Source organism: Flagellimonas sp. MMG031 (assembly GCF_040112705.1).
In the GTDB taxonomy this organism is placed as follows: domain Bacteria; phylum Bacteroidota; class Bacteroidia; order Flavobacteriales; family Flavobacteriaceae; genus Flagellimonas.
This window is the reverse complement of record NZ_CP157804.1, coordinates 547,055-571,105: the sequence shown is the minus strand read 5'-3', so window position 1 is coordinate 571,105 and position 24,051 is coordinate 547,055. Positions and strand designations below refer to the sequence as shown.

The 24,051-nt window shown below is 44.9% G+C and carries 20 protein-coding genes; 10 read left to right on the top strand and 10 right to left on the bottom strand.

Annotation, left to right across the window (positions count from 1 at the left end):
• The first annotated feature begins 6 nt into the window (after positions 1 to 6).
• A complete protein-coding gene (locus tag ABNE31_RS02540; RefSeq protein WP_349352255.1) occupies positions 7 to 615 on the top strand; it encodes a hypothetical protein in 609 nt (202 codons plus the stop codon).
• Here ABNE31_RS02540 and ABNE31_RS02535 read toward each other — a convergent pair.
• The 3 genes from ABNE31_RS02535 to ABNE31_RS02525 are packed head-to-tail and all read right to left on the bottom strand — an operon-like array spanning position 612 to position 3,779.
• Entirely contained in the window at positions 612 to 1,055 is a 444-nt protein-coding gene (locus tag ABNE31_RS02535; RefSeq protein WP_349352254.1) for a 3-oxoacyl-ACP synthase, read from the bottom strand. The two genes, ABNE31_RS02540 and ABNE31_RS02535, sit on opposite strands and share 4 nt — an antisense overlap.
• 7 nt (positions 1,056 to 1,062) lie before the next feature.
• Positions 1,063 to 2,415: an ATP-binding protein gene (locus ABNE31_RS02530; protein WP_349352253.1), complete on the bottom strand. Its 1,353-nt coding sequence runs from the start codon at positions 2,413 to 2,415 to the stop codon at positions 1,063 to 1,065.
• A complete protein-coding gene (locus ABNE31_RS02525; protein WP_349353019.1) occupies positions 2,415 to 3,779 on the bottom strand; it encodes a sigma-54 dependent transcriptional regulator in 1,365 nt (454 codons plus the stop codon). The genes ABNE31_RS02530 and ABNE31_RS02525 overlap by 1 nt, the downstream gene beginning before the upstream one ends.
• A gap of 172 nt (positions 3,780 to 3,951) precedes the next feature.
• Between ABNE31_RS02525 and ABNE31_RS02520 the strand changes: the two genes are divergently transcribed.
• The 9 genes from ABNE31_RS02520 to ABNE31_RS02480 all read left to right on the top strand — a co-directional run bounded on the left by ABNE31_RS02520 (position 3,952) and on the right by ABNE31_RS02480 (position 17,833).
• Positions 3,952 to 5,184 (top strand): TolC family protein, encoded by a 1,233-nt coding sequence (locus ABNE31_RS02520; RefSeq protein ID WP_349352252.1) that lies wholly within the window; start codon positions 3,952 to 3,954, stop codon positions 5,182 to 5,184.
• Positions 5,181 to 5,324, top strand: a complete 144-nt coding sequence (locus ABNE31_RS02515) for a hypothetical protein (protein ID WP_349352251.1) — start codon at positions 5,181 to 5,183, stop codon at positions 5,322 to 5,324. The genes ABNE31_RS02520 and ABNE31_RS02515 overlap by 4 nt, the downstream gene beginning before the upstream one ends.
• 8 nt (positions 5,325 to 5,332) lie before the next feature.
• Positions 5,333 to 6,583, top strand: a complete 1,251-nt coding sequence (locus tag ABNE31_RS02510) for an efflux RND transporter periplasmic adaptor subunit (protein ID WP_349352250.1) — start codon at positions 5,333 to 5,335, stop codon at positions 6,581 to 6,583.
• Positions 6,584 to 6,642: 59 nt separating this feature from the next.
• Entirely contained in the window at positions 6,643 to 7,338 is a 696-nt protein-coding gene (locus tag ABNE31_RS02505; protein ID WP_179383182.1) for an ABC transporter ATP-binding protein, read from the top strand.
• 84 nt (positions 7,339 to 7,422) lie between these two features.
• On the top strand, positions 7,423 to 9,840 hold the full coding sequence (locus ABNE31_RS02500) for an ABC transporter permease (protein WP_349352249.1): 2,418 nt from the start codon (positions 7,423 to 7,425) through the stop codon (positions 9,838 to 9,840).
• Between the two features lie 22 nt (positions 9,841 to 9,862).
• A complete protein-coding gene (locus ABNE31_RS02495; RefSeq protein ID WP_349352248.1) occupies positions 9,863 to 12,259 on the top strand; it encodes an ABC transporter permease in 2,397 nt (798 codons plus the stop codon).
• A 22-nt stretch (positions 12,260 to 12,281) separates the two neighbouring features.
• The gene (locus ABNE31_RS02490) at positions 12,282 to 14,717 is read left to right on the top strand and encodes an ABC transporter permease (RefSeq protein WP_349352247.1); all 2,436 of its coding nucleotides are present in this window, start codon (positions 12,282 to 12,284) and stop codon (positions 14,715 to 14,717) included.
• Positions 14,718 to 14,749: 32 nt separating this feature from the next.
• The gene (locus ABNE31_RS02485) at positions 14,750 to 17,161 is read left to right on the top strand and encodes an ABC transporter permease (protein WP_349352246.1); all 2,412 of its coding nucleotides are present in this window, start codon (positions 14,750 to 14,752) and stop codon (positions 17,159 to 17,161) included.
• Positions 17,162 to 17,170: 9 nt separating this feature from the next.
• Complete coding sequence (locus ABNE31_RS02480; protein WP_349352245.1) at positions 17,171 to 17,833, top strand: ABC transporter ATP-binding protein; 663 nt, start codon at positions 17,171 to 17,173, stop codon at positions 17,831 to 17,833.
• Here ABNE31_RS02480 and ABNE31_RS02475 read toward each other — a convergent pair.
• The 7 genes from ABNE31_RS02475 to pdxA all read right to left on the bottom strand — a co-directional run bounded on the left by ABNE31_RS02475 (position 17,830) and on the right by pdxA (position 24,023).
• Positions 17,830 to 18,948 (bottom strand): FAD-dependent oxidoreductase, encoded by a 1,119-nt coding sequence (locus tag ABNE31_RS02475; protein ID WP_349352244.1) that lies wholly within the window; start codon positions 18,946 to 18,948, stop codon positions 17,830 to 17,832. The two genes, ABNE31_RS02480 and ABNE31_RS02475, sit on opposite strands and share 4 nt — an antisense overlap.
• Before the next feature lie 32 nt (positions 18,949 to 18,980).
• Positions 18,981 to 20,339 carry an acetyl-CoA carboxylase biotin carboxylase subunit gene (accC, locus tag ABNE31_RS02470; RefSeq protein WP_349352243.1) on the bottom strand — a complete coding sequence of 453 codons (1,359 nt, stop codon included), beginning with the start codon at positions 20,337 to 20,339 and terminating at the stop codon, positions 18,981 to 18,983.
• A gap of 82 nt (positions 20,340 to 20,421) precedes the next feature.
• Positions 20,422 to 20,922 (bottom strand): acetyl-CoA carboxylase biotin carboxyl carrier protein, encoded by a 501-nt coding sequence (gene accB, locus ABNE31_RS02465; RefSeq protein WP_306012637.1) that lies wholly within the window; start codon positions 20,920 to 20,922, stop codon positions 20,422 to 20,424.
• Between the two features lie 26 nt (positions 20,923 to 20,948).
• Positions 20,949 to 21,944, bottom strand: coding sequence for a beta-ketoacyl-ACP synthase III (locus ABNE31_RS02460; RefSeq protein WP_349352242.1), 996 nt, complete (start codon positions 21,942 to 21,944; stop codon positions 20,949 to 20,951).
• 174 nt (positions 21,945 to 22,118) lie between these two features.
• Positions 22,119 to 22,319 (bottom strand): 50S ribosomal protein L32, encoded by a 201-nt coding sequence (rpmF, locus tag ABNE31_RS02455; RefSeq protein ID WP_014032589.1) that lies wholly within the window; start codon positions 22,317 to 22,319, stop codon positions 22,119 to 22,121.
• A 7-nt stretch (positions 22,320 to 22,326) separates the two neighbouring features.
• Entirely contained in the window at positions 22,327 to 22,860 is a 534-nt protein-coding gene (locus ABNE31_RS02450; RefSeq protein ID WP_179383172.1) for a DUF177 domain-containing protein, read from the bottom strand.
• Positions 22,861 to 22,970: 110 nt separating this feature from the next.
• The gene (pdxA, locus tag ABNE31_RS02445; protein WP_349352241.1) at positions 22,971 to 24,023 is read right to left on the bottom strand and encodes a 4-hydroxythreonine-4-phosphate dehydrogenase PdxA; all 1,053 of its coding nucleotides are present in this window, start codon (positions 24,021 to 24,023) and stop codon (positions 22,971 to 22,973) included.
• Between the last annotated feature and the right edge of the window lie 28 nt (positions 24,024 to 24,051).

The window sequence follows — 24,051 nt, the reverse complement described above, 5'->3', positions numbered from 1 at the left end:
AAAAAAATGTCCATAAAACAGCGAATAAACGCAGGCCTGATACTTGCAGCAGCATTTTTATTGGTTCTTGCATCCAACCGGTTGAACAACCGTAACTTTTCTACAGTTGAGCATGGCGTGGACTCTGTTTTTGAGGACCGCTTGGTAGTGCAAGAATATATTTACACACTGAACAATTTGTTTCATAAAAAGGAATTGTATTTGGCCAATAATCCGGAGAATATCAAAGCAATTCCACAATATCCGAAGATAAAAGGCATCCTATCGGATTTTGAAAAAACAGAGCTAACTCCGGAAGAGTCCAGATACTTGACCAATTTAAAAGACAATTATACCGAACTCAAAACACTGGAAGCCAATTTGGACCAAAAAGATAATTCCCAGAAGGCCATTGTTTCCGTATTGAACAACATTAGCAGAGATTTGGATGAGCTTGCTGAGGTGCAACTGTCGGAAGGGCGGAACCTCACTCAGCGTTCCAAAAAATCTTTGGGGATGAACCAGCTGTTATCCCGTATTGAAATCGTGTTCTTGATTATTATCGGAATCCTTTTTCTTGTTATTGTTTTCCATCGGGATAAATCGGATATGAAACTTGTGGAAGACGGCTCCTAATCTACCTCCAAAACCGATTGCTCCTTTCCGTTAAAAGCAAAGCTTTCACCCTTTTTCCTACCCAACAACAATTGCGCTATGGGTGCGCTTGCTGAAATACAGTAAACAGTTGTATCATTATATTTAAAAGCCCCTGCCGATATAGCGATGAAATAAGTGGCCATACTTGTTTTTACCAAAGACCCCAAACGTATTTTTTCCGACGGCTTTTCAATATTGATTTTTTTGAGAATGCTTCGGGTAGCATCGACTTCCTGTAATTGTTGACCCAGTTTTTCCTGTTCCAATTGCACCATGGCCCTACCCGTTTCGTGCTTATCCCCTGCCGAACTTTTGGTTTCGGAACCCAGAGATTCTTGGAGCTCATCGCTCTGTTTTTTGAGCCGCGCCATTCGCTCGTCAACGTATTCCCAACAAAATTCCAAAAGGGCTTTTTTCATAACAAGATTAGGCAAAGGTAAGTCGGAAAACCGTTTCTTTATGGGGTACGGAACGTACTTGTATGCCTCCACCATGAAGTTGCATAACTCGTTTGGAAAGACTTAATCCAATACCGGTTCCCTCGCTTTTGGTGGTGAAGAAGGGCACAAAAATTTCGTCCATTACCTCGGGCGGGATGCCAGGGCCATTATCTATCACATCAATAAATTTAGAGCCGTTTTCATCGGTTCCGGCCACTATCAGCACCTTACCGTTTTCGGTGTTTTCCACAGATTGCAATGCGTTTTTCGCCAAATTGATCAATACTTGGGAAATCTGTTTTTCATCAATATAAAATTCAAGGTTTTCCGGATTGCATACCGTTTTAAATGCACTGTTGCCATCGGTGAGCCGAGCGGACATAAGCACATCTATCTTATCCAGAAGTGCTTTCCCTTTTACAAGGATTTTGTTGGGGTCCGGTACATGCAGCAGACTTCTATAGGATTGCACAAAATCCATCAAATCGCCACCTTGTTCCTTGATCACCTCCAAGCCTTTGAGCGTATTTTTTATCTGGCTCTCTTCCAATTCCTCCAAGGGCGTGATCTTGCTTCCCTTGCGATAATATTTGATGATGGAGTCGGATATTGAGGTAATCGGGGTAATAGTGTTCATAATTTCATGCGTGAGCACCCGGATAAGACGCACCCAAGACTCGGTTTCCTTTTCGTCCAGTTCCTTGTGAATATCCTGTGCCACCACCAATAGCAGCTCCTGCCCGTCCAGTTTTAAGGGCGACGACTTCAAGGCCAATTGGGTCTGTTCCCTTTCGTTGGACAGTTGAAACAGCTTTCGCTGAAAGGGTTTAAAATCCTTGAAGATTTCGTAGAGTTTTTCATCTACTTGTTTTAGCTGTTTGATGTGGTTGAGGGGCGTGTAGTCCAACAACTGCTCCAAGGTGGGGTTGGCAAAGAGGATGTGTCCTTTTGCGTTGAAGGTCATAATCCCGATACTGGCCTGCTTCAAAATTTCCTGATAGTATTGTTCCCGTATCTGCAACTGCAAATGGACCTCATGGATCAAGCCGTTCACCCGATTCAGGCTACGGTTGAGTTCCTTAAAGGACTCTATGGTAACGCTCTCAGGAAAGCGCAATGTAAAATCTTCGTTCTTGATGGCATCAAAAAAGTAGGCAATTTTCCTATTGGTCCTGTTGATAAAGGTGATTAGGGAAAACACCTGTATTACCAAGGCAAGCGCACAAACCCCCATGGTAAAGTACCAAAGGTAGGCCAATGAAAAGGCCATGGCGATGGCCGTAAGAGTGAGAAACACTACGCGGACAATGAGCTGGATGTAAAAATTTCTGCTCGCCATCAGTCGTTCTTTTTCTTCAACTTGTTGTAGAGTGTTTGCCTTGAAATGCCCAATTGTTCGGCCGCGGCACTGTAATTGCCCTCGTTTTGTTCCAATGCCCTTAGAATCATCTGTTGTTCCATTTCATTTAGGGTCATGGGTTCACTGTCCATGGATTGCATGGGCTTGGCATGCAATAAAAAATCGGAGGGTTTCAGCACACTACCATCTGAGAGGATTACGGCACGTTCCATGGTATGCTGCAATTCCCGTATGTTTCCGGGCCAAGGGTACTCCATCAGCTTTTCTTGGGCCAATTGGTTCATCCGCAAACCGCTTTTATCGTATTTATGGGCAAACTTTTTCAGGAAAAAATCGGCAAGTACCAAAATATCATCATCACGTTCTCGCAAAGGCGGCACTTCTATGTGGATGGTGTTGATGCGGTACAGCAAATCCTCCCGGAACAGTCCATCGGCAACCATTTGCTCCAGATTGCAATTGGTGGCACAAATCAAACGAATATCCACATTGATAGGTTTGTTGGACCCTACGCGAACTACTGATTTATTTTGGATGGACGACAAGAGTTTGGCCTGCATTTGTAATGAAAGGTTCCCAATTTCATCCAAAAAAAGACTGCCTTGGTGGGCGGCCTCAAATTTGCCCGCCCTATCTTCCTTGGCATCGGTGAAAGAGCCTTTGGTATGCCCAAAAAGTTCACTCTCGAACAGATTTTCGGCAATGGACCCCATATCCACCCCAATAAAAACCTCGTCCTTCCGGGTAGATAAACGGTGCAGTTCCCGAGCAATCAATTCCTTTCCCGTACCGTTTTCCCCTGTAATCAAGACATTTACATCTGTCTTGGCTACCTTGGCCACCAAGTTGAGCACGGTGGTCAATGCTTTGGATTTACCGATGATGTAATTTCGCCCCTCGTTGATGACCTGCTTTAAATTGTTCTCCTTTTTCTTCAGGTTGTGGATTTCCTGCTTGGATTTTCTCAGTTCGTAGGCAGATTTTACCGTGGTCATCAAACGCTCGTTGTTCCAAGGTTTGAGCACAAAATCGGAAGCGCCTTGTTTGAGGGCCCTCACGGCAAGGTCCACCGCTCCGTAGGCGGTCATCATAATCACGGAAGTATGGGGAGACCTCTTTTTGATTTCATTGAGCCAATACAACCCTTCGTTTCCCGTATTCACCCCGGCGGAAAAGTTCATGTCCAACAACACAATGTCAATATCCTCGAGATTTGGGAAAGAGGAAATCTGGTTCGGGTTAAAAATGGTCTGCACACTTTTGTATTCAAACTGAAGGAGGATCTCCAAAGCGCTCAGTACACTTTTGTTATCATCGACCACTAAAATATGGGCATCGACCATGGGTGTTTTGTTCTTGGTGATGGTTAAAACTACAAATTGCAGGGATACGCTCCGCGTCACTGTAAAATATTTGGACATTTTTTGTACAAAATTTTTACACCTGCAAGGATTATTTTATATGGAATTACACATAAACACCTGATTATCAGACAAAAAATATTTTGGCATAAGAATGGAAAGTAGTTTGGCACAGGAAATCACTATGAATTTAAAAACATACATAACAACATTACTTTTATTTGCATCCGCGGTGGTGTCGGCTCAGCAAGTCTGGACATTGGATGAGTGCGTGGCCTACGCCATAAAAAACAATCTCCAAATCAATGACTTTGAGCTGAACACTGATTCAAACAAGGAGTCCTATCGCCAATCTGTCCGCAATCTGTTGCCCATAATCAACGGGTTTGCCGATTACAGCATAAATTTTGGTAGATCGATCAACCCAGAGAACAACAGTTTTGTGAATACTGAATTCTTCTCCAACAATTATTCCCTACAATCGTCCTTCGACCTTTTTCAGGGGTTCCAAAAAATAAACAATATCAAGGCTTCTAAGTTTTTGTACAAGGCGACCCAAGAAGAAAGTCTTCAGCAGAAGTATTTATTGGCTTTTAGGGTCATGTCTGCCTATTACGACATCCAATTTATCCAAGGGCTTATCGACATCGCGAAGGAGCAGGTACAAATATCCCAGACCAATTACGATTTGGTCAAAAAGCAGGTGGAACTCGGGGTGATGGCAGGGGCCGATTTATATGAGGCAGAATCCTTGTTGTATGCGGACAGCTTAGCGTTAACCCAAAATGAGAACAGGTTGAAAGCGGCAAAGCTTACCTTGTTGCAAGCCATGAACATTGAGGGCCAAAACGATATCAAATTGCAGCCTGAACTTATCGCGGCAGGTTCTTTTGAAAAGACTGAAGCTATGGTTTCGGACTCCATATTTGTTGCCGCCAAAGATTTTATGCCGTCGATAAAGGCACAAGAATTTCGGGTAAAGGCCGCAACAAAACAATTATCGGCAACGCGAGGCGGTCTTTACCCTTCCATTAGCTTGCAGGGGGGAATCGGCACCGGATACTTTGAAACCATAAGGGACTCTTTGGGCACTACCATTCCTTTTAGGGACCAAATACGTGACAATACCTTCAAATTTATTGGGGCTTCCCTGAACGTTCCAATATTTGGTGGATGGGCCAGCCGTTCCCGGGTGAAGCAACAGAAAATAGCTTTGGAAAGAGCAAAGAACAATGCCAAAATTACCGAGCAGGAGCTATATCAGATTATTCAACAATTGGTGCAAGAGCACGAAGCTTTGATGGCGGAGACGGTACAACGCAAAAGGGAATGGAGTCTCAGGCCCTTGCCTTTGCCATTGCTCAAAAACGCTACGAAAAGGGAATGATAAACGCTATCGAACTTAGACAGTCCAAAAACTTGTTCGCAACCGCACAAAATCAAAATTTACAGGCCCAGCTCCGATTGCGGGTCAATAATAGCACACTGGATTTTTATAGAGGTCTGCCCATTTTTAATATCAACTAACAACGACCATGGATATACAATTAGAAAAGAAAAAAGGACTACAACCCAAGCATTATGGATATATCGCACTAGGGATATTGCTGTTGTTTGTGGGCTACAAATTGATTTTTGCCAGTTCGGTGTCCACTTTCAGAACGGAAAAGGAACGTTTGTCGATTTCCACGGTGACCGATGGAAAGTTTGATGACTATATCACCATTAATGGCAACGTGGCCCCGATTGCAACCATTTATATGGATGCCTACGAGGGCGGAAGGGTTTCCGAAAAATTGATAGAGGAGGGCTCGATGGTCAAAAAAGGGGACATTATCCTGAAGTTGGAGAACATGGTCCTTTATGAGCAAATTTTGGCAAGTGAGAGCAATTTGGCACTCAAGCAAAACGATTTACGCTCCACTAAACTTACTTTCGATTCCCGCCAAGTGGAGGGAAGACGGTCTTTGGCCACTGCCGAGTATGATTTGCAACGGTTGAAGCGGAACTACGAACAGAACGAGGAGCTGTACCAGGACGAATTGATTTCCAAAGAGGCCTATTTACTGTCCAAAGAAAACTATGAACTGGCCAAAAAGCAATATGAAATTGTGAAACTGCAGACCGAGCAGGACGATGAGCTGCGGGAAACCTCACTCAAAGGCTTGGATGCCGACTTGGATAGGATGCAAAAAACCTTGTCCATGGTGTACGAGCGTTTGGATCACTTGAACGTTCGGGCCCCAGCAGACGGACAGTTGGGCTTTTTGGACGCAGAAATCGGTCAAAACATATCCCAGGGCCAACGTATTGGACAGATCAACGTACTGACCGATTTTAAGATCGAGGCCGATATTGATGAGCATTATATCGATAGGGTAAAAAGAGATCTTTCGGCAGTCTTGGAACGCAACGGCAACGAATACAAACTGCGATTACGCAAAGTATACCCCGAAGTTAGGAACGGTAGGTTCCGTGTAGATTTGGTTTTTGTGGACGACAGGCCTGAGACCATCCGTGCAGGTCAGAGTTACAATATTCGACTGCAGCTAGGCGAATCCAACGATGCTTTATTGTTGCCCAAGGGCGGTTTCTTCCAGAGTACCGGGGGCCAATGGGTATTTGTGGTCAACCCCAACGGGGACGAGGCCATCAAACGAAATGTACGTTTGGGCAAGCAAAACTCAAGATATTATGAGGTCTTGGAGGGCCTTCAACCCGGGGAACAGGTGATTACTAGCAACTACGACAGTTTTGGTGATGCGGAACGAATCGTGCTCCAATGACCCATATAATTGTAACAATCCTTAAAATAGAATAGTCTTTATAAAACAACCATCAAAAAATGATACAGATTACTAACCTTAAAAAAAGCTTCCGCACCGAGGAGGTAGAGACCTTGGCCCTCAACGGGGTGAACCTCAAAGTGGAAGAAGGCGAATTCGTGGCCATTATGGGACCGTCCGGTTGCGGAAAATCAACCTTGTTGAACATTATCGGTATGCTGGACAACCCTACTGAAGGGAGCTATAACTTTGCGGGCCACGAAGTGGGCGGACTCAAAGAAAGCCAACGCACCCAGTTGAGAAAAGGAAATTTGGGCTTTGTGTTCCAAAGCTTTAACCTGATCGATGAGCTCACCGTATTCGAAAATGTAGAACTGCCCTTGATCTACCTTAAAATGAACAAGGCAGAGCGCAGGGAAAAAGTACAAAAGGTACTCGAGCGCATGAAAATCGCCCATAGGGAAAAGCACTTTCCACAACAGCTGTCTGGAGGTCAACAACAGAGAGTGGCCATTGCCAGAGCCGTTGTGACGAACCCAAAACTGATCCTGGCGGATGAGCCCACAGGTAACCTAGATTCCAAAAACGGAATTGAGGTGATGAACCTGTTAACGGAACTCAACCAAGAAGGAACTACCATCGTAATGGTGACCCACTCCGATCATGATTCACATTACGCCCACAGGGTAATCAACCTGTTTGACGGGCAAATTGTAACAGAAAGCCAAAACAAACCATTGAAAAGCATGGTATAGGAGTTTATTCACCAGCCCTGAGCGAGTTCTGCCGAGCGCGTAGTCGAAGCCAAGGGTCAATCAAAAAACAATCAAATCAATCAGATGTTCAAAAACCACCTAAATATTGCCTGGAGGACCATTAAAAAGGACAAGCTCTTCACGTTTATCAAGATTGGAGGCTTTGCCGTAGGTATTGCCGCCTGCCTTTTGATCGCTCTTTTTATCCGAAACGAAATCAGTTATGATGAACACTATATAAAAAAGGACCAGATCTACCGGGTGGTTTTTCAAGGAGAGGTCCAAGGCGAAGTGATGAAGAGCACCCATTTTCAATTGCCCTTTGCCGATGCGCTCCAATCCGATTTTCCAGAAATCACCAAGGCGGGCAAAGTCAATACCATTGAGATTTTTGGTGCTGGCAAAAGAGGAATGCGGGTAAGTGGACAAAACGAGAACACTTTTGAAGAGGACTTTATTCTGGCCGATCAAGAGGCTTTTGATATCTTGGAAATCCAGCTGGATGAAGGCAACCCCCAAACGGCACTTTCACGACCCAGCAGTATTGTGATGTCTCGCTCCAAGGCGGATAAATACTTTCCAAACGGAGATGCCCTGCAGCAGACCATTTTTTTGGACAATGATACCTCCAAGCCTTACACGGTTACGGGAATTATGGAAGATGTGCCGGAGAACTCGCACTTGGATTTTGACTTTTTGTTGCCCATTGAGGACACGAATCAAAATTGGACCAACCAGAATTATTTTACCTACGTACTGGTAAACCCGAATACGGACATCCCGGCGTTGGAACAGAAAATGTCCTTGATTGTCGAAAAATATATCATTCCGGCCCAAATAAAAAGAGGGCGTTCGGCCGACTTTATCGATGTGCTGAGAACAGCGGAATACAAGCTTCAACCGGTTACCGATATTTATTTGAAATCCGACCTTAAAATGCAGGATGGCCTAAAGCACGGGGACATTAAGTTTGTTTGGCTGTTTGCGGCCATTGCCGTTTTTGTGCTGTTGTTGGCCATCATCAACTTCATCAACCTTTCCACCGCCAAATCAGCGAATCGGGCCAAGGAGGTGGGGTTGCGAAAAACCATCGGGGCCTTTCGCAACAATTTGGTGGGGCAGTTTCTCACGGAATCGATGATTTTCAGCATCATTTCGTTCGTTTTGGGTGTTGGATTAGCCTGGGTGCTACTCCCTACCTTCAACCAAATAGCCGCCAAAAACATGGAACTGCCTTTGTCCGAATGGTGGTTTCTTCCCATCCTGCTTGTAGCCGCTCTTTTGGTGGGGGTTTTGGCAGGGCTCTACCCCGCTTTCTATTTGTCGGCCTTTAGGCCCGTAAATGTTTTAAAGGGAACCCTGAGCGTAGGCAGCAAAAGCGGAAGGTTGCGCAGCGGATTGGTCATATTTCAATTTACCACTTCGGTCATTTTGATTATCGGCACCTTGATCATTTATCGCCAGATGGATTTTATCGTCAGCAAAGAACTTGGCTATGATAAGGAGCGTGTGGTCGTGTTGGAAGGAACCAACATCTTAGGGAACAAAATGGAAGCTTTTAAGGAGCAATTGGAGGGACTATCGCAAGTAAAGAGTGTAACAGCCACCAATTATTTGCCCATTGATGGTGGGAGCAGAAACGGCAACACTTTTATGGTGGACGGTCAGGATGATGGCGGAAGGGGTGTGCCTGCACAAAAATGGCGTGTCGATTATGATTATATCGAAACCCTAGGAATTCAGCTGGAAAAAGGGAGGAACTTCTCCAAAGAATATGCCTATGATTCCATCAACTCCATTGTAATCAACAGCAAAATGGCCTCCGAACTGGGATTGAAAGATCCCATCGGCAAGAAATTGGACAATAACAGCCAAGTATTTACCATTATTGGGGTAATCGAGGACTTTCACTTTAAGTCTTTAAAAGAGGATATTTCGTCATTGTCGTTGGTCATTGGGAAAGATGTAGGAGCCGTTTCCATAAAATTGGAAAAGGGAAATCCTGCAGAAGCACTGGCCTCGGTGGAGCAGGTGTGGAACCGTACGATTCCCAACCAAGCGATGAACTACACCTTTTTGGAAGAAGAGTTCGCCCAAATGCATGCCGATGTGCAACGTATGGGAAGCATCTTTAACAGTTTTGCCCTTTTTGCCATTCTTGTGGCCTGTTTGGGACTTTTTGCCCTCTCGGCCTTTATGGTGGAACAGCGCAGAAAGGAGATCAGTATCCGCCGGGTTTTGGGAGCACCGTTCAAGAACATATACCAATTGCTCACCCTCGATTTTTTAAAGCTGATCCTTATTTCCATCGGAATTGCGATTCCTATTGGTTGGTATTTGATGAACCGGTGGTTGGAAGGATTTGCATACCACATCAACATAGGCTGGGAAATATTTTCCCTGGCGGCACTTATAGCGCTCGGCGTAGCGATTGTAACCATTAGCTATCAATCCATTGGGGCGGCGCTCTTGAAGCCCACCAAAGGCTTGCGAACGGAATAAATCAATCAAAAAAACGAAAACCATGTTCAAGAATTATCTAAAAATAGCTTGGAGGAACCTTTCAAAGAATAAGGGTTACACCATCATCAACGTGGGCGGATTGGCCATTGGGATGGCCGTTACCCTGATTATTGGTTTGTGGATCAACGACGAGCTGAGCCATAACGATTACTTTACCCATAAGAACCAGATAGCGCAAGTGTTCCAATCGCAGACATTCAATGGTGAAACGGGCACAGGGCCCGCTATTCCACGTCCTTTGGAGAAAGCCTTGCGAGAAAGCTATATGGACAATTTCCAGCATTTGGTCATGTCCTCTTGGAACACTTCCCAATACCTAAAGTATAAAGAAACCAGCATTTCCAGAACAGGGAACTTTATGCAGCGTGAGGCTCCCGACATGTTGGACCTCAACATATTAAAAGGCGAAAAGGACGGTGTTCGCGAAATCAACTCCATCATGCTATGTGAGTCTACCGCTAAGGCACTTTTTGGGGATGAAGACCCCATCGGAAAAACCGTAAAGGTGAACAGCCAATACGATATGATGGTGACCGCGGTGTACGGGGATATCCCCTTCAATAATTCGTTCAATGATGCAGAATTTATCATGCCTTGGGATAAATATGTTTCCGTGAACGAGTGGATCAAGAATGCCGAAGATCAGTGGGGCAACAATTCGTTTCAAATGTTTGTCCAAATCTCGGACAATACCAGTTTTGAGTCCGTTACCGCTAAAATTTTGAAGGTAAAGCAGGAACTGAACGAAAATTCCAAGGAATTTAATGCAGAGTTGTTTCTTTTTCCAATGCAGGATTGGCATTTAAGGGGGCGCTTTGAAAATGGACAGCAAGTCGGTGGAAGAATCAAATATGTGTGGCTATTTGGAATCATTGGAGCGTTTGTCCTCTTATTGGCCTGTATCAACTTCATGAATCTGAGCACAGCCCGTTCCGAAAAAAGGGCGAAAGAAGTCGGTATTAGAAAATCCATCGGTTCGCAGCGAAGCCAATTGATCAATCAGTTTTTGGGAGAATCGTTTGTTGTGGTCCTGTTGGCATTTTTGATTGCGGTGGTTATTGTGGTACTATCCCTCAATGGCTTCAATGAATTGGCCAGAAAGGATATCGATTTTCCGTGGTCTTCCGTTGGTTTTTGGGCCGCATCATTAGGGTTCGTACTATTTACCGCTTTACTGGCAGGCAGCTATCCGGCGCTCTACTTGTCTTCATTTAGACCGGTTGAAGTATTAAAGGGAACTTTTAAAGCAGGAAAACACTCGGGACTGCCCCGTAAAATATTGGTGGTACTACAATTTACCGTCTCCGTAGCCTTTATTATCGGCACTGTAATCGTAATGCAGCAAATCAATTACGCAAAAAACAGACCCATCGGCTATGATAAGGAAGGATTGGTGCAGATACCTACGATGAGCCAAGATTTTCAGGGGAAATTTGAATTGATGCGGGACGAATTCATCGCATCGGGAGCCGTGGTGGAAATGTCCACCTCCAGTGCCCCAACCACAAATATTTGGTCCAACCGCAGTGGATTCGTCTGGGAAGGCAAGCCGGAAGGTTTCCAAGAAGATTTAGCTTGGACCGAGGTGTCACCCGAATACGCCAAAAGCCTGAACTTGAAGATTGTGCAGGGCAGGGATTTCTCGAGGGAATTTCCATCGGACTCCAATGCCGTATTGCTCAACGAAACCGCGGTAAAATACATGGGACTGGAGAACCCCATCGGTAAATTTATCAAGGATGATGAGGAAGACCCTTCCCCGCCTTTGAAGATTATTGGCGTGGTGCAAGATATGATTGCGCAGTCGCCCTACGAGCCAGTAAAACAGGGCATGTACGTTTTTGATAAACACGAAAATGGTTCCTACTACAACATGAGATTGAACCCATCACAAAGTGCCAGCCAGAATTTGGCGGTAATAGAAAGGGTTTTCAAGGAACATTTTCCCGATATCCCATTTCAATACGACTTTGTGGACCAAGAGTACGGGGAAAAGTTCGCGGCAGAAGAACGGATAGGAAGATTATCAGGAATATTTACCGCCTTGGCCATTCTGATCAGTTGTTTGGGACTGTTTGGTCTGACCTCCTTCGTTGCGGAGCAGCGCACCAAGGAAATCGGAGTTCGCAAAGTGCTCGGAGCTTCGGTGTTCAATGTGTGGAATATGCTGTCCAAAGACTTCTTAAAATTGGTGATCATCTCCTGCTTTATTGCAGTTCCCATCGCCTATTATGTGATGAACGGCTGGCTGCAGGAATATCCCTATCGGGTAATTCTCAAGTGGTGGATTTTTGCCTTGGCCATGCTGGGAGCCTTAGCCGTAACCATCCTTACAGTGAGCTTTCAGGCCATTAGGGCAGCAAAATCGAACCCAGCCCGTAGCCTAAGAACGGAGTAGTCAACATCAAAAAACGAAGATCATGTTCAAGAACAACATCAAAATAGCATGGAGAAGCCTTAAAAAGCAGCCATTCTTCACATTTCTCAACATATTTGGATTAGCGATTGGAATGACTGGTGGGCTTTTGCTCGGACTGTACATTTATGACGATTTGAGCCACGACAAAATGTTCGTGGATGCCGACCGCATCTATCGGATTAATTCCGATATGAAATTTGGCGGAGCGGAAGAAGAAACGGCTGAAGTATCGGCACCCATGGCCCAAGCATTGGTAAATGATATTCCAGAGGTAGAATTGGCTACACGTTTCAGGAACATAGGGAGTATTTCCATTCGTTTGCAAGATGCTACGGACAATGTACGCGAGCACCAGATAGCGTATGCCGACTCCACTTTTTTCAAGATGTTCGGCATACAATTGTTGCATGGGGATGAACGCACGGCGTTGGTGGAGCCGAACACCATGATCATGACGCGAACCGCTGCCGAAAAACATTTCCCTGTTGACCAAGCTATTGGAAAAACCTTGATGATCAACGATCAAGAGGTGTATACCGTAACGGGAGTGATGGAAGATTTGCCCAAAAACTCCATTTTCAGGGACAAACCTATTTTCTTGGCAATGTCAGGGTATGAAGATGCCCAACTTGCCGAGTGGGGAAACCATAATTACTACACCTTTGTAAAGCTTGTTCCGGGTGCTTCGGGTTCGGATATTCAAGATGAAATGCAGGCCATGGTCGGGAAATACCTGATTCCTTATGCACAACGGTTTTTCCCAGGAATTACGGAACAGCAATTTTTGGATTCCGGCAACTATGTAAACTACTCCACCATTGCATTAACGGATATTCATTTGCATTCTGGACGAAGCCCTGAGTTCAGCACGGTGAGCGACATCAAAAATGTATACATTCTTGGGGCTATCGCCATTATTTTGTTGGTCTTGGCCAGTGTAAACTTTATGAACCTGTCCACGGCACATTCCCTAAAACGATCAAAGGAAGTTGGTATTCGAAAAACCTTAGGCTCGCAACGAAGCGGTTTGATAGGGCAGTTTTTAACTGAATCCGGGCTCATTGCCGTGGGTTCCTTACTGTTTGCCATCGTTATTGCATCTGTCGCCATGCCCTTTTATAACGATTTAGCAGGGAAAGAGCTATCCATACCCTATTCCAATCCATTTTTCTGGTTGATTTTACTCGTCGCAGCCTTGGTTTTGGGGTTGTTTTCCGGCAGTTATCCCGCGTTTTTCATGTCCCGTTTTGTGGCAGCCAAAGTGCTCAAGGGCCAAGGGGACAATTCCATTGGAGGAGCCAGGGTGAGAAACGCCTTGGTAATTTTTCAATTTAGTATTTCCGTGTTTCTGATCATGGGTACGTTGACCGTATTTCAACAGTTGCGCTTTATTCAGGGTAAGGACCTCGGATATGGAAAAAACCAAGTGCTGGTGATAGGAGGGGTTAACAGTTTGGAAGGTAAAAAGAAGGCCTTCAAAGATGCCGTACTTCGAATAAGCCAAGTAAACCATGCTACCTTGAGCAGTAACTTGCCAACACCCTCTGCAAGAAGCAGCGGGACCTATTTGTTGGCGGAAGACCGTAGTCAAGAGAAATCCATCAATATGCAACAATGGGAGGTGGATGAAGATTACCTATCCACAATGAACCTTTCTTTGATTTCAGGGAGAACTTTTGACCTGGATAGGTTTGCCACCGACTCTTCGGCGGTCATCTTGAATGAAAAGGCAGTAGCTGTTTTGGGAAAAACCCCAGAAAGCGTCATAGGCACCCAATTTGTTGGTGGTCTGGAAGGTGGAGGTAATTTGTCGACAGTGATAGGGGTGGTGAAAAACTTTCATTACGAAACCCTTAGGGATGAGGTGGGCTCATTGGCGCTCTTCCACGGCGGGGAATTTGCCAGTAATTTGGCCATAAAGCTAAATGGCGGAGACGTGACTCAATCCATTGCCGAAATAGAGAATATTTGGAGACAGATGGCCCCGACACAGCCATTTGACCATTATTTTATGGATGACTCCTTCAACGCAAGCTACGAGGCTGAACAGCGGTTAGGAGAGATTTTTATGATTTTCACATTGTTGTCCATCATCATAGCGTGTTTGGGCTTGTTGGGCCTTGCCACCTTCAACGCGCAAAAGCGGGTAAAGGAAATCGGGGTTCGAAAGGTGCTGGGAGCTGGCGTAGGCCAAATTGTTTATCGCTTGTCCGTTGATTTTCTAAAGTTAGTGGGATTGGCCGTGGTCATTGCACTGCCCTTGGGTTGGTACGCCATGGATAGATGGCTTCAGGATTTCTCGTACCGTATCGATATTCCGTGGTGGATTTTTGCGCTATCCGCACTTATGGCGGTAGGCGTTGCGCTGCTAACGGTGAGCTATCAAAGCATAAAAGCTGCCGTTGTAAATCCGGTAAAAAGTTTAAGAAACGAATAGGTCCATCTATCATCAATCAAAAAATGAAAGCTATGCTCAAAAACTATCTGAAAATTGCCTGGAGAAATTTGATCAAGAACAAAACCTTTAGTATTGCCAACATTATTGGGCTGACCTGTGCCTTTGCGGTAGCCATCTTATTGTCCATGACAGCCTTGTTCGAACTTTCGTTTGATCAGTTCCATGAGAACAAAGACAACACCTTTCAATTGTATCTCTCAAGCCAGACGCCAAGGGGAGTGGAGGTGAGCACGTCCAATCCGGTTCCGTTGGCCGCTGCTCTCAAAGATGAAGTGCCGGGCATAAAGCACATCGCAAGGTCATTGAGCGAGGATGCTTTGATTTCCTACAAAGAGAAAGATCTAAGCTTGGACGCGGAATTTGTGGACGCGGAATTTTTCCAAATGTTCACCTACCCGGTCTTAGAGGGCAATGAAGAAAATCCTTTGCCCAACAAAAACTCGGTTTCCATCACTGAGGAGACCGCCCAGAAAACGTTTGGAACACTCGATGCATTGGGCGAGACCATTCAAGTGAAGATAGGGGGGGAAGAGCGTCCGTTTACCGTGGCAGCCATTTTGGAGGATACCCCTGCCAACAGCAGTATGGATTTTGATATCGTGATTCCATTTGAGAACCATCCAGAATTCGAAGCCAACAAGGACGAGTGGAATTCTCAGTTTTTTCCAGTGTATTTGCAATTGGAGGAAGGCATCACAACGGAGCAATTTGAGCAAAGTACAAGGGAATTTGTGAATCTTCATTACGCAGGCAGCATTGAAAGTGCCCAACGGGATGGAGCCACACCCGATGTGAACGGCCAATTTAAACAACTACACCTATTGCCCATAACCGATATGCACTTTGTAAACTACAGGGAAGGGCGCGCAGAGACTGCACGTACATTCCCTTACCTTATTTTGGGGGTGGCACTGGTGATCATATTTATCGTTTGTGCCAATTTCATCAATATGAACATTGCACTCAGCGAAAAAAGGCTAAAAGAAATAGGGATGCGTAAGACCCTAGGGGCAGTCAAAAAACAGTTGTTTTTTCAGTTTTGGATGGAAAGCGTGATCGTATTTTTACTTTCCATAGGACTGGGTCTTGTGGTGAGCAATATCCTTATAGATCCATTTAAGACGTTGTTCAATACCAAGGCCACTTTTGCTGAGGTAACCCAACCGGAAATTATAGGAATATTTGCACTGGCCATTTTTGGAATCACCTTGATTGCAGGAGGATATCCAGCACTGCTTATGAGTAAATTAAGTACTCTAAGGGCGTTAAAGGGCAAGTTGGATTTGGGCAAGAACCGCTTGCGCAACGGACTGATTGTGCTTCAATTTGTGATTGCCATAATGCTGATCAGCGGTACCTTGGTCCTTCACGGGCAGTTGGAATTTATGCGAAACAAGGACTTGGGCTACAACAAGGAACAGGTCGTTTCCATTCCTTTGAACGGGAGAAAGGATAGTTATGCGGTATTGGAACTCTTGCGTGATGAACTGTCGCAACACCCGAACATTTTGAGCGTTTCCGGCGCTGATAATAACTTAGGTCTTGGTAAGGATGGAAGTCTTTCCAGCAGTGCCATGGGCTTTGATTACAAGGGAAAAGGAATATTCACTAATGCCTTGACGGTGGATTATGATTATGCCAAAACCTTGGATATTGAGCTCAAATCCGGCCGAATGTTCAACCGCGAATTCAGCACCGACAGTTTAAGCTTGGTCATCAATGAAAGCATGGCCAAACAATTGGGAGAGGAAGACCCTTTGTCCATTCGGATTCCCATGGATGATTCCGTCACCTATTCGGTGATAGGAGTCATAAAGGATTACAACTTTCAAGATGTCAAAAAAGAGGTGGAGCCCCTCACCCTGTTTATGAACAAGGATTGGGACCTGTATTATGCCTATGTCAAAATTGCACCACAGAATCCTGCCAGTTCCTTTGAAGCCATCAAATCGGCTTGGGAGAAGATTGAACCACAAGCTGAATTTTTGGGCTCATTTTTGGATGAAAACGTAGACCGAACCTTTAGAAGGGAAAAGAACATGGCAACCATTATTACCAGTGGCAGTATTTTGGGAATCATCCTGAGTTGTTTGGGTCTTTTTGCCATTTCCATGCTCGTAGTAGCGCAGCGCACCAAGGAAATAGGAGTACGCAAGGTTGTAGGGGCAAGTGTTTCTTCGGTAACTCTACTGCTGACCAAGGACTTTTTAAAGTTGGTTGGTATAGCCTTTATCATTGCAACCCCCATAGCTTGGTATTTTCTAAATGAATGGTTGCAAGACTATTCGTCGCACGTTAACCTTAGTCCATTGTTTTTCATTGGTTCAGGTCTATTGGCGGGCCTCATTGCCTTTATCACAATAGGGTCTAGAACCGTCAAAGCGGCTTCTGCAAATCCAGTTAACAGTTTACGAACCGAATAACACTAACACATGCTTCTACAACTCAACAACATATTCAAATGGGTCAACTCTGGGGGCCAGCGTATTTTTTTGCTTAAAGACATCAATTTACAGGTGGAACAAGGAGAGTTTATCTCTGTAATGGGGCCTTCGGGGTCGGGAAAATCTACCTTGCTCAATGTCATCGGGATGTTGGACACCTTTGATGAAGGACAGTATAATTTTTTGGACGAATCGGTCCATTCCCTCAAAGAAAAACACCGTTCCAATCTGTACAAGCAATACATCGGCTTTGTATTTCAATCCTACCACTTATTGGACGACCTAACTGTACAGGAAAATTTGGAAATGCCTTTGATTTATAAAAAAATCAAGGGTTCGGAACGGAAGGCTATGGTGGCCGATATGCTGGACCGTTTTAACATTGTGGGCAAAAAGGACCTTTTTCCTGCACAGCTGAGCGGAGGACAACAACAATTGGTGGGTGTGGCCCGAGCTTTGATCGCCAACCCAAAGTTGATTTTGGCCGATGAACCTACGGGCAACTTGAATTCCAAACAGGGCGCGGAAATCATGGAACTATTTAAGCAATTGAACGAGGAAGGGGTAACCATTATTCAAGTCACACACTCGGAAAAGAACGCGGAGTATGGTTCCAGAATCATCAATTTGCTGGACGGGAGAATGGTTTAATCTGCCAGCTCTGCCAACTCTTGGCCAACTAGGCTACCGAGAGCAACTCCCATTCCGCCCAAGCGTACGCCGCAGGCAATGGAATTGGAGATTTGCTTGACGATGGGCGACTTTTGCGCACCCACACCCATAATGCCACTCCAACACCGCTCAATTTGAAAGGATTGATTTGGCAAGATCATTTCACGGAGAAGAGACTCCAATTTTTGTTGGATGATTTCGGTTTGTCCAAACATCATGGTCTCCTCAGTCTTAAAATCAAGATTGCGTCCACCGCCAAACAGAATACGATCATTTATATTTCTGAAATAATAATAGCCTTCATCAAAATGGAAGGTTCCCTTTATGGGCAAGTTTTTGATGGGCTCGGTAATCAATACCTGGGCGCGTGCCGGTTGCACAGTTTCCGATTTTAAAAGTTTTGACGCAAACCCATTGGTGGCGACAAACACCTTTTTGGACACAAACTCAAAATCCGTTGTTCGAATCAAGGCGCCCTGGTTGAGTTGCTCGATATCATGAACCGTTATCCCATTTAAAATGGGAATGTCCATGGCAGTACATTTATAAATGAGGGAACGCATCATTTTACCTGTATCCAATTGGCCTTCCAGTTGATGCGTGAGGTATTTCTGCTGAATGTTTTCAAAATGGAAACTATTCTCGGTGGCCTTAAATGGCTTTTGCCCAAAAACGGGTTCCAATAGATTGTTGAGATAAGGAAGAGACTGTAAACACTTTTCGTAAAAGTCTGGTTTGTCCAACGGGAAAAGCTCGTGTCCGCCCAGCAATTGGAAATCGATGGCCTTATCCCCCAGCAAATTCCGTAGCCGTTGAATCCCATTCCAGCGCTTTTGGACCAGTTGCACCACTTCTTCTTCCGTATGATGGTTTAGATCGGACAAGATTTCGGAAACACTTCCAAAACAGGCAAAACCTGCATTTTTGGTGCTTGCCCCTTGCGGCAGACTGCCTTTTTCCAGGATTAGGATATTGGATTTGGGATATTTTTCCTTTAGGCTGATGGCACAGTTGAGTCCAACGATGCCGCTTCCAACGATGGTGAAATCCACATCGGAAAACCAACTTTTATGTTCCCAATAACTCAATTCCATAACTAAAAAACCCCGATAAATCGGGGTTCAAATTAATGTTCTTCTTTATACTTTGGGTCCATTTTAAAGTCCTCCATGAATTTGGTGGTATAATTTCCAGCCAAATAATCAGGATGGTCCATCAATTGACGATGGAACGGAATGGTGGTCTTGATTCCCTCGATCACAAACTCGTCCAAAGCTCTTCTCATTTTATTGATGGCCTCTTCCCGGGTCTGGGCGGTAGTAATCAACTTCGCAATCATCGAATCGTAGTTCGGCGGAATCATATAACCGCTGTACACATGGGTATCCAAACGCACGCCATGTCCGCCTGGAGTATGCAAGGTGGTAATCTTCCCTGGAGATGGCCTAAAGTCGTTGTAAGGGTCTTCCGCGTTGATGCGGCACTCGATGGAGTGTAATTTTGGATAGTAGTTTTTTCCTGAAATAGGTACTCCACCGGCTACCAAAATCTGTTCCCGAATCAAATCGTAGTCCACCACCTGCTCGGTAATTGGGTGCTCCACTTGGATACGGGTATTCATCTCCATAAAATAGAAGTTTCGGTGTTTGTCCACCAAAAACTCAATGGTTCCCGCACCCTCATATTTGATAAATTCCGCAGCTTTTACCGCGGCCTTGCCCATATCTTCACGAAGCTTGTCCGTCATAAAAGGAGAAGGTGTCTCCTCGGTCAACTTTTGGTGCCTACGTTGCACGGAGCAATCCCTTTCCGACAAGTGGCATGCTTTTCCGTATTGATCTCCCACAACTTGGATTTCAATATGTCGGGGCTCTTCAATCAGTTTTTCCATGTACATTCCGCCATTTCCAAAAGCAGCTGTTGCTTCGGTAACGGCACTGTTGAAGTTTTTCTCCATTTGATCTTCAGACCAAATGGCACGCATCCCTTTACCTCCACCACCGGCGGTGGCTTTGATCATTACGGGATACCCCATCTTTTTTGCCTCTTTTTTGGCGTGGGCAACATCTTTCAATAGACCTTCCGAACCGGGAACGGTAGGTACACCAGCTTTCCGCATGGTTTCCTTGGCCGTGGCCTTATCTCCCATTTTATCAATTTGTTCGCCGGAGGCACCAATAAATTTGATATCATGCTCGGCACAGATCTTGGAGAATTTGGAGTTTTCGGATAGGAACCCATAACCAGGGTGAATGGCATCGGCATTGGTGATTTCGGCAGCAGCGATGATGTTTGGAATCTTCAAATACGACTCACTACTGGGCGCAGGCCCTATACATACTGCTTCGTCGGCAAATCGGACATGAAGACTTTCCTCGTCGGCCTTGGAGTAAACGGCTACCGTTTTTATGCCCATTTCCTTGCAGGTCCTGATGATCCGCAAGGCAATTTCGCCCCTATTTGCTATCAATATTTTTTTAAACATAGAACACAATCTTAAGTTAGGAATTCTAAATCTTAAATGATTTTGGAAACCAACGGCCCCAAAAACGATCATTTAAAATTCGCTACGATGGGTCTACCAAGAATAATGGTTGGTCAAACTCCACTGGTGAGGAATCATCAACCAAGATCTTTACAATCTTTCCGGAAACTTCGGATTCGATATCGTTGAAGAGTTTCATCGCCTCTATCACACAAAGTACATCACCTTTACTGATGGAAGTTCCTACCTCAACAAACGGCGGCTTGTCCGGGGAGGGTTTTCTGTAGAATGTTCCAATAATGGGCGACTTGATGGTGATGTATTTGGAATCATCATCTGCTTTTTTGGAATCGGCCGGTGCCGGAGCAGTGGCTTCTTGTGCTGCGGGTGCCTGTGGTGCCGGAGCGGCAGCTGTTGTAGCCTGGGGCACTGGGATTTGTTGAACAATGGTGGTTTCGGGCGAGCCAGAGCTTGTGCTTCCCGTTCGAATGGTGATTTTAATGTCCTCCATTTCCAACTTCACCTCGCTGGCGCCCGACTTGGCGACAAACTTGATTAAACTTTGAATTTCCTTAATGTCCATGGAATATAATTTAGTTAGTTGTGTGATTAAGAATTATAGGCCCATTTCAAATAAATGGAACCCCATGTAAAACCACCACCAAAGGCGGCGAAAATAATATTGTCTCCTTTTTTCAATTGTTTTTCGTAATCGTGCAACAACAAGGGGAGTGTTGCCGATGTGGTATTACCATAACGGTCAATGTTGATCATTACCTTATCCGCCTCTACACCCATTCGGTTTGCGGTGGCATCGATAATGCGTTTATTGGCCTGATGTGGCGCCAACCAGTGCACATCGTCCTTGGTCAAGTTGTTCCGCTCCATGATCAATGCCGAAACATCGGCCATGTTTGAAACGGCAAATTTAAAGACGGATTTCCCATCTTGGTAAACGAAGTGTTGTTTGTTTTTGACGGTTTCCTCGGATGCAGGCAATATGGAGCCTCCGGCATCAATTTTTAAGAACTGCCGCCCGATACCATCGGAACGGAGGTACTCGTCCTGAAGCCCTAATCCTTCTTCGTTGGGTTCAAAAAGCACAGCTCCAGCGCCGTCACCAAAAATGATACAGGTGGTCCTATCGGTATAATCAATGATGGAGGACATTTTGTCGGCCCCAATGACCAATACTTTTTTATATCTGCCGGATTCGATGTAGCTGGCCGCGGTAGACATCCCATACAAAAAACTGGAACAGGCCGCCTGAAGATCGTACGCAAAGGCGTTTACAGCTCCAATTTCCGAAGCGACGTAGGCAGCTGTTGCTGCAACGGGCATATCGGGAGTGGCGGTGGCCACCAAAACAAAATCTATTTCCGAGGCTTCAATTCCCCTCTTTTGAAGAAGATCTTCTGCGGCTTTGATCGCCATAAAAGATGTTCCTGCATTTTCTTCTTTTAAGATTCTCCGTTCCTTGATCCCGGTTCGGGTGGTGATCCACTCGTCGTTGGTATCGACCATGGTTTCCAACACTTTATTGGAAAGTACAAAATCGGGAACGTATCCTCCTACAGCTGTTATTGCTGCCGTTGTTTTCTTCATTTTAGCCTCTCTTTATTGTCAAAAGGATTGAAATTTGACCCAAAAGCGGTGAAAATTAGTCATTTTATATGACTTTATCGGTAAAATTAACCGTTTTTGGGTGTTAAGAAGGGTCCATAAAAAAACTCCCGTTAAAAATTCAACGGGAGTTGCTTTATTACAAGGGATTTGCGCTTAAGCCGCAGTTTCCTCTTCTGTTTTGTCAATCAAAACCTGACCTCTGTAGTACAATTTGCCTTCATGCCAGTGAGCTCTGTGGAACAAGTGCATTTCACCTGTTGTGGAGTCCTTGGCAATTGTTGGCGCAACTGCTTTGTAGTGGGTTCTTCTTTTGTCCCTTCTGGTTTTTGATGTTTTTCTTTTAGGATGTGCCATTATAAACCTATTTATCCGTTAGTAACTTTTTTAAATCGTCCCACCTTGGGTCTGTTTTTTCCGATGGTTCTTTTTGCTCTTTTGGCTGCAACTCTTCCAGTTTGTCCAAGATGTCCGATTGCAAGGTTCCGTCCTCAACTCCGGGATGTACTCTTTTCTGGGGAACAGCTAGCACCAACATTTCATAAATGTATTGGGCTATGTTGAATTGGTGTTCTCCATGCGGAATGATCAAAATTTCATCGTCTTCGTCGTTGTACTCTTCGCCAAACTTGACGACAAGTTTCAAATCCGAATCGATGGGCTGGTCATAGGACTCGCCTGTTAGATCGCAATCCACATTTATGGTGCCGGTTGCTTTCATTTCGAGTTCCATCATGGTGCTCATCTTTTCCAGAACAGCACTTATGTTGACGGAGGCCCCGTTAAATTCTTGGTAGTCAAAAGATTCAAAGAACGCATCATCAATCTCGTACACAAATTTATGTTTTCCCAACTTCAGACCTGAAAAAGGGATAAAAAACTCTTTCAGCTTCATCATTTCTACACTTAAGGATTGTGTACCAGCCTTTAAAGGCGGGTGCAAAGATACTACTAATTTACAAAACTGCAATTCTAGCTACAACAAATATCCAAAATGCAGTCAACTTTTTAACCCCCGCGCTTAATTTTCTGCTTTTGCAGGGGGTTTTTGGTCAATTCCAAGTATTCTGTTCTATTTCTGAAAACCTGTATGGCGGTAAACACCGCTTCCTTAAAAGAACTCTCGTCAGCCTTGCCTTTTCCAGCGATTTCGTAGGCCGTGCCATGATCTGGGGAGGTTCTCACCTTGTCCAGTCCGGCGGTGTAATTGACCCCTTTTCCAAAGGAAAGCGTTTTGAACGGAATGAGACCCTGATCATGATAGGCAGCTAAAATGGCATCGAAACTCTCGTGGTTTTTGGACCCAAAGAAGCTGTCGGCGGAGTATGGGCCGTAAACCAAAACCCCTTTGTTGAACAATTCTTTTATGGTGGGCTTTAAAATCTTGTCATCTTCTTCGCCAATGGTTCCGTTGTCGCCGCTATGCGGATTGATGCCCAAAAGGGCAATTTTGGGGCGACGAATGCCAAAATCCATTTTTAGTGATTTTTCCATGGTCATCACCTTATCACGAATCAATTTTGGGGTAATGGCCTCGGCCACATCCTTTACCGCAATATGATCGGTAAGCAATCCCACACGAAGGGAGTTGGTGACCATAAACATGAGGCTTTCTCCCTTCAATTCTCTGGCGAGAAAGTCCGTATGGCCCGGAAAATTGAAGTCTTCCGATTGTATGTTGTTCTTGTTGATGGGCGCAGTGACCAAGACATCTATCTTGTCCTCTTTGAGTGCGTCAACAGCGGCCCGTAACGATTTAATGGCATATTCACCGCCTTCCTTGGTGGCCTCTCCGTAGGTTATGGCAGGCACCTCTTTCCAGACATTCACAATATTGATCTTGCCCTCAATGGCCTGTTCGGCATCACGAACGCCATTGAACTTGATGTCGATTCCCAAATCCTTGATCTGTTGGGAGACAGTTTTGTTGGATGCAAAGATGACCGGAGTGCAAAAGTCCAACATTCTTGCATCTTCAAATGTTTTGAGCGCTACCTCGCACCCAATGCCGTTAATATCCCCAATGGAGATCCCTAACCTTATTTTTTGACTTTCCTTCATAAAATGAATGCCGTTATGGCTACTTTTG

Bases quoted from the DNA above. Each gene is read 5' to 3' on its own strand.
- ABNE31_RS02540 (WP_349352255.1), top strand. From the start codon at position 7: ATGTCCATAAAACAGCGAATAAACGCAGGCCTGATACTTGCAGCAGCA.
- ABNE31_RS02535 (WP_349352254.1), bottom strand. From the start codon at position 1,055: ATGAAAAAAGCCCTTTTGGAATTTTGTTGGGAATACGTTGACGAGCGA.
- ABNE31_RS02530 (WP_349352253.1), bottom strand. From the start codon at position 2,415: ATGGCGAGCAGAAATTTTTACATCCAGCTCATTGTCCGCGTAGTGTTT.
- ABNE31_RS02525 (WP_349353019.1), bottom strand. From the start codon at position 3,779: ATGGTCGATGCCCATATTTTAGTGGTCGATGATAACAAAAGTGTACTG.
- ABNE31_RS02520 (WP_349352252.1), top strand. From the start codon at position 3,952: ATGGAAAGTAGTTTGGCACAGGAAATCACTATGAATTTAAAAACATAC.
- ABNE31_RS02515 (WP_349352251.1), top strand. From the start codon at position 5,181: ATGATAAACGCTATCGAACTTAGACAGTCCAAAAACTTGTTCGCAACC.
- ABNE31_RS02510 (WP_349352250.1), top strand. From the start codon at position 5,333: ATGGATATACAATTAGAAAAGAAAAAAGGACTACAACCCAAGCATTAT.
- ABNE31_RS02505 (WP_179383182.1), top strand. From the start codon at position 6,643: ATGATACAGATTACTAACCTTAAAAAAAGCTTCCGCACCGAGGAGGTA.
- ABNE31_RS02500 (WP_349352249.1), top strand. From the start codon at position 7,423: ATGTTCAAAAACCACCTAAATATTGCCTGGAGGACCATTAAAAAGGAC.
- ABNE31_RS02495 (WP_349352248.1), top strand. From the start codon at position 9,863: ATGTTCAAGAATTATCTAAAAATAGCTTGGAGGAACCTTTCAAAGAAT.
- ABNE31_RS02490 (WP_349352247.1), top strand. From the start codon at position 12,282: ATGTTCAAGAACAACATCAAAATAGCATGGAGAAGCCTTAAAAAGCAG.
- ABNE31_RS02485 (WP_349352246.1), top strand. From the start codon at position 14,750: ATGCTCAAAAACTATCTGAAAATTGCCTGGAGAAATTTGATCAAGAAC.
- ABNE31_RS02480 (WP_349352245.1), top strand. From the start codon at position 17,171: ATGCTTCTACAACTCAACAACATATTCAAATGGGTCAACTCTGGGGGC.
- ABNE31_RS02475 (WP_349352244.1), bottom strand. From the start codon at position 18,948: ATGGAATTGAGTTATTGGGAACATAAAAGTTGGTTTTCCGATGTGGAT.
- accC (WP_349352243.1), bottom strand. From the start codon at position 20,339: ATGTTTAAAAAAATATTGATAGCAAATAGGGGCGAAATTGCCTTGCGG.
- accB (WP_306012637.1), bottom strand. From the start codon at position 20,922: ATGGACATTAAGGAAATTCAAAGTTTAATCAAGTTTGTCGCCAAGTCG.
- ABNE31_RS02460 (WP_349352242.1), bottom strand. From the start codon at position 21,944: ATGAAGAAAACAACGGCAGCAATAACAGCTGTAGGAGGATACGTTCCC.
- rpmF (WP_014032589.1), bottom strand. From the start codon at position 22,319: ATGGCACATCCTAAAAGAAAAACATCAAAAACCAGAAGGGACAAAAGA.
- ABNE31_RS02450 (WP_179383172.1), bottom strand. From the start codon at position 22,860: ATGATGAAGCTGAAAGAGTTTTTTATCCCTTTTTCAGGTCTGAAGTTG.
- pdxA (WP_349352241.1), bottom strand. From the start codon at position 24,023: ATGAAGGAAAGTCAAAAAATAAGGTTAGGGATCTCCATTGGGGATATT.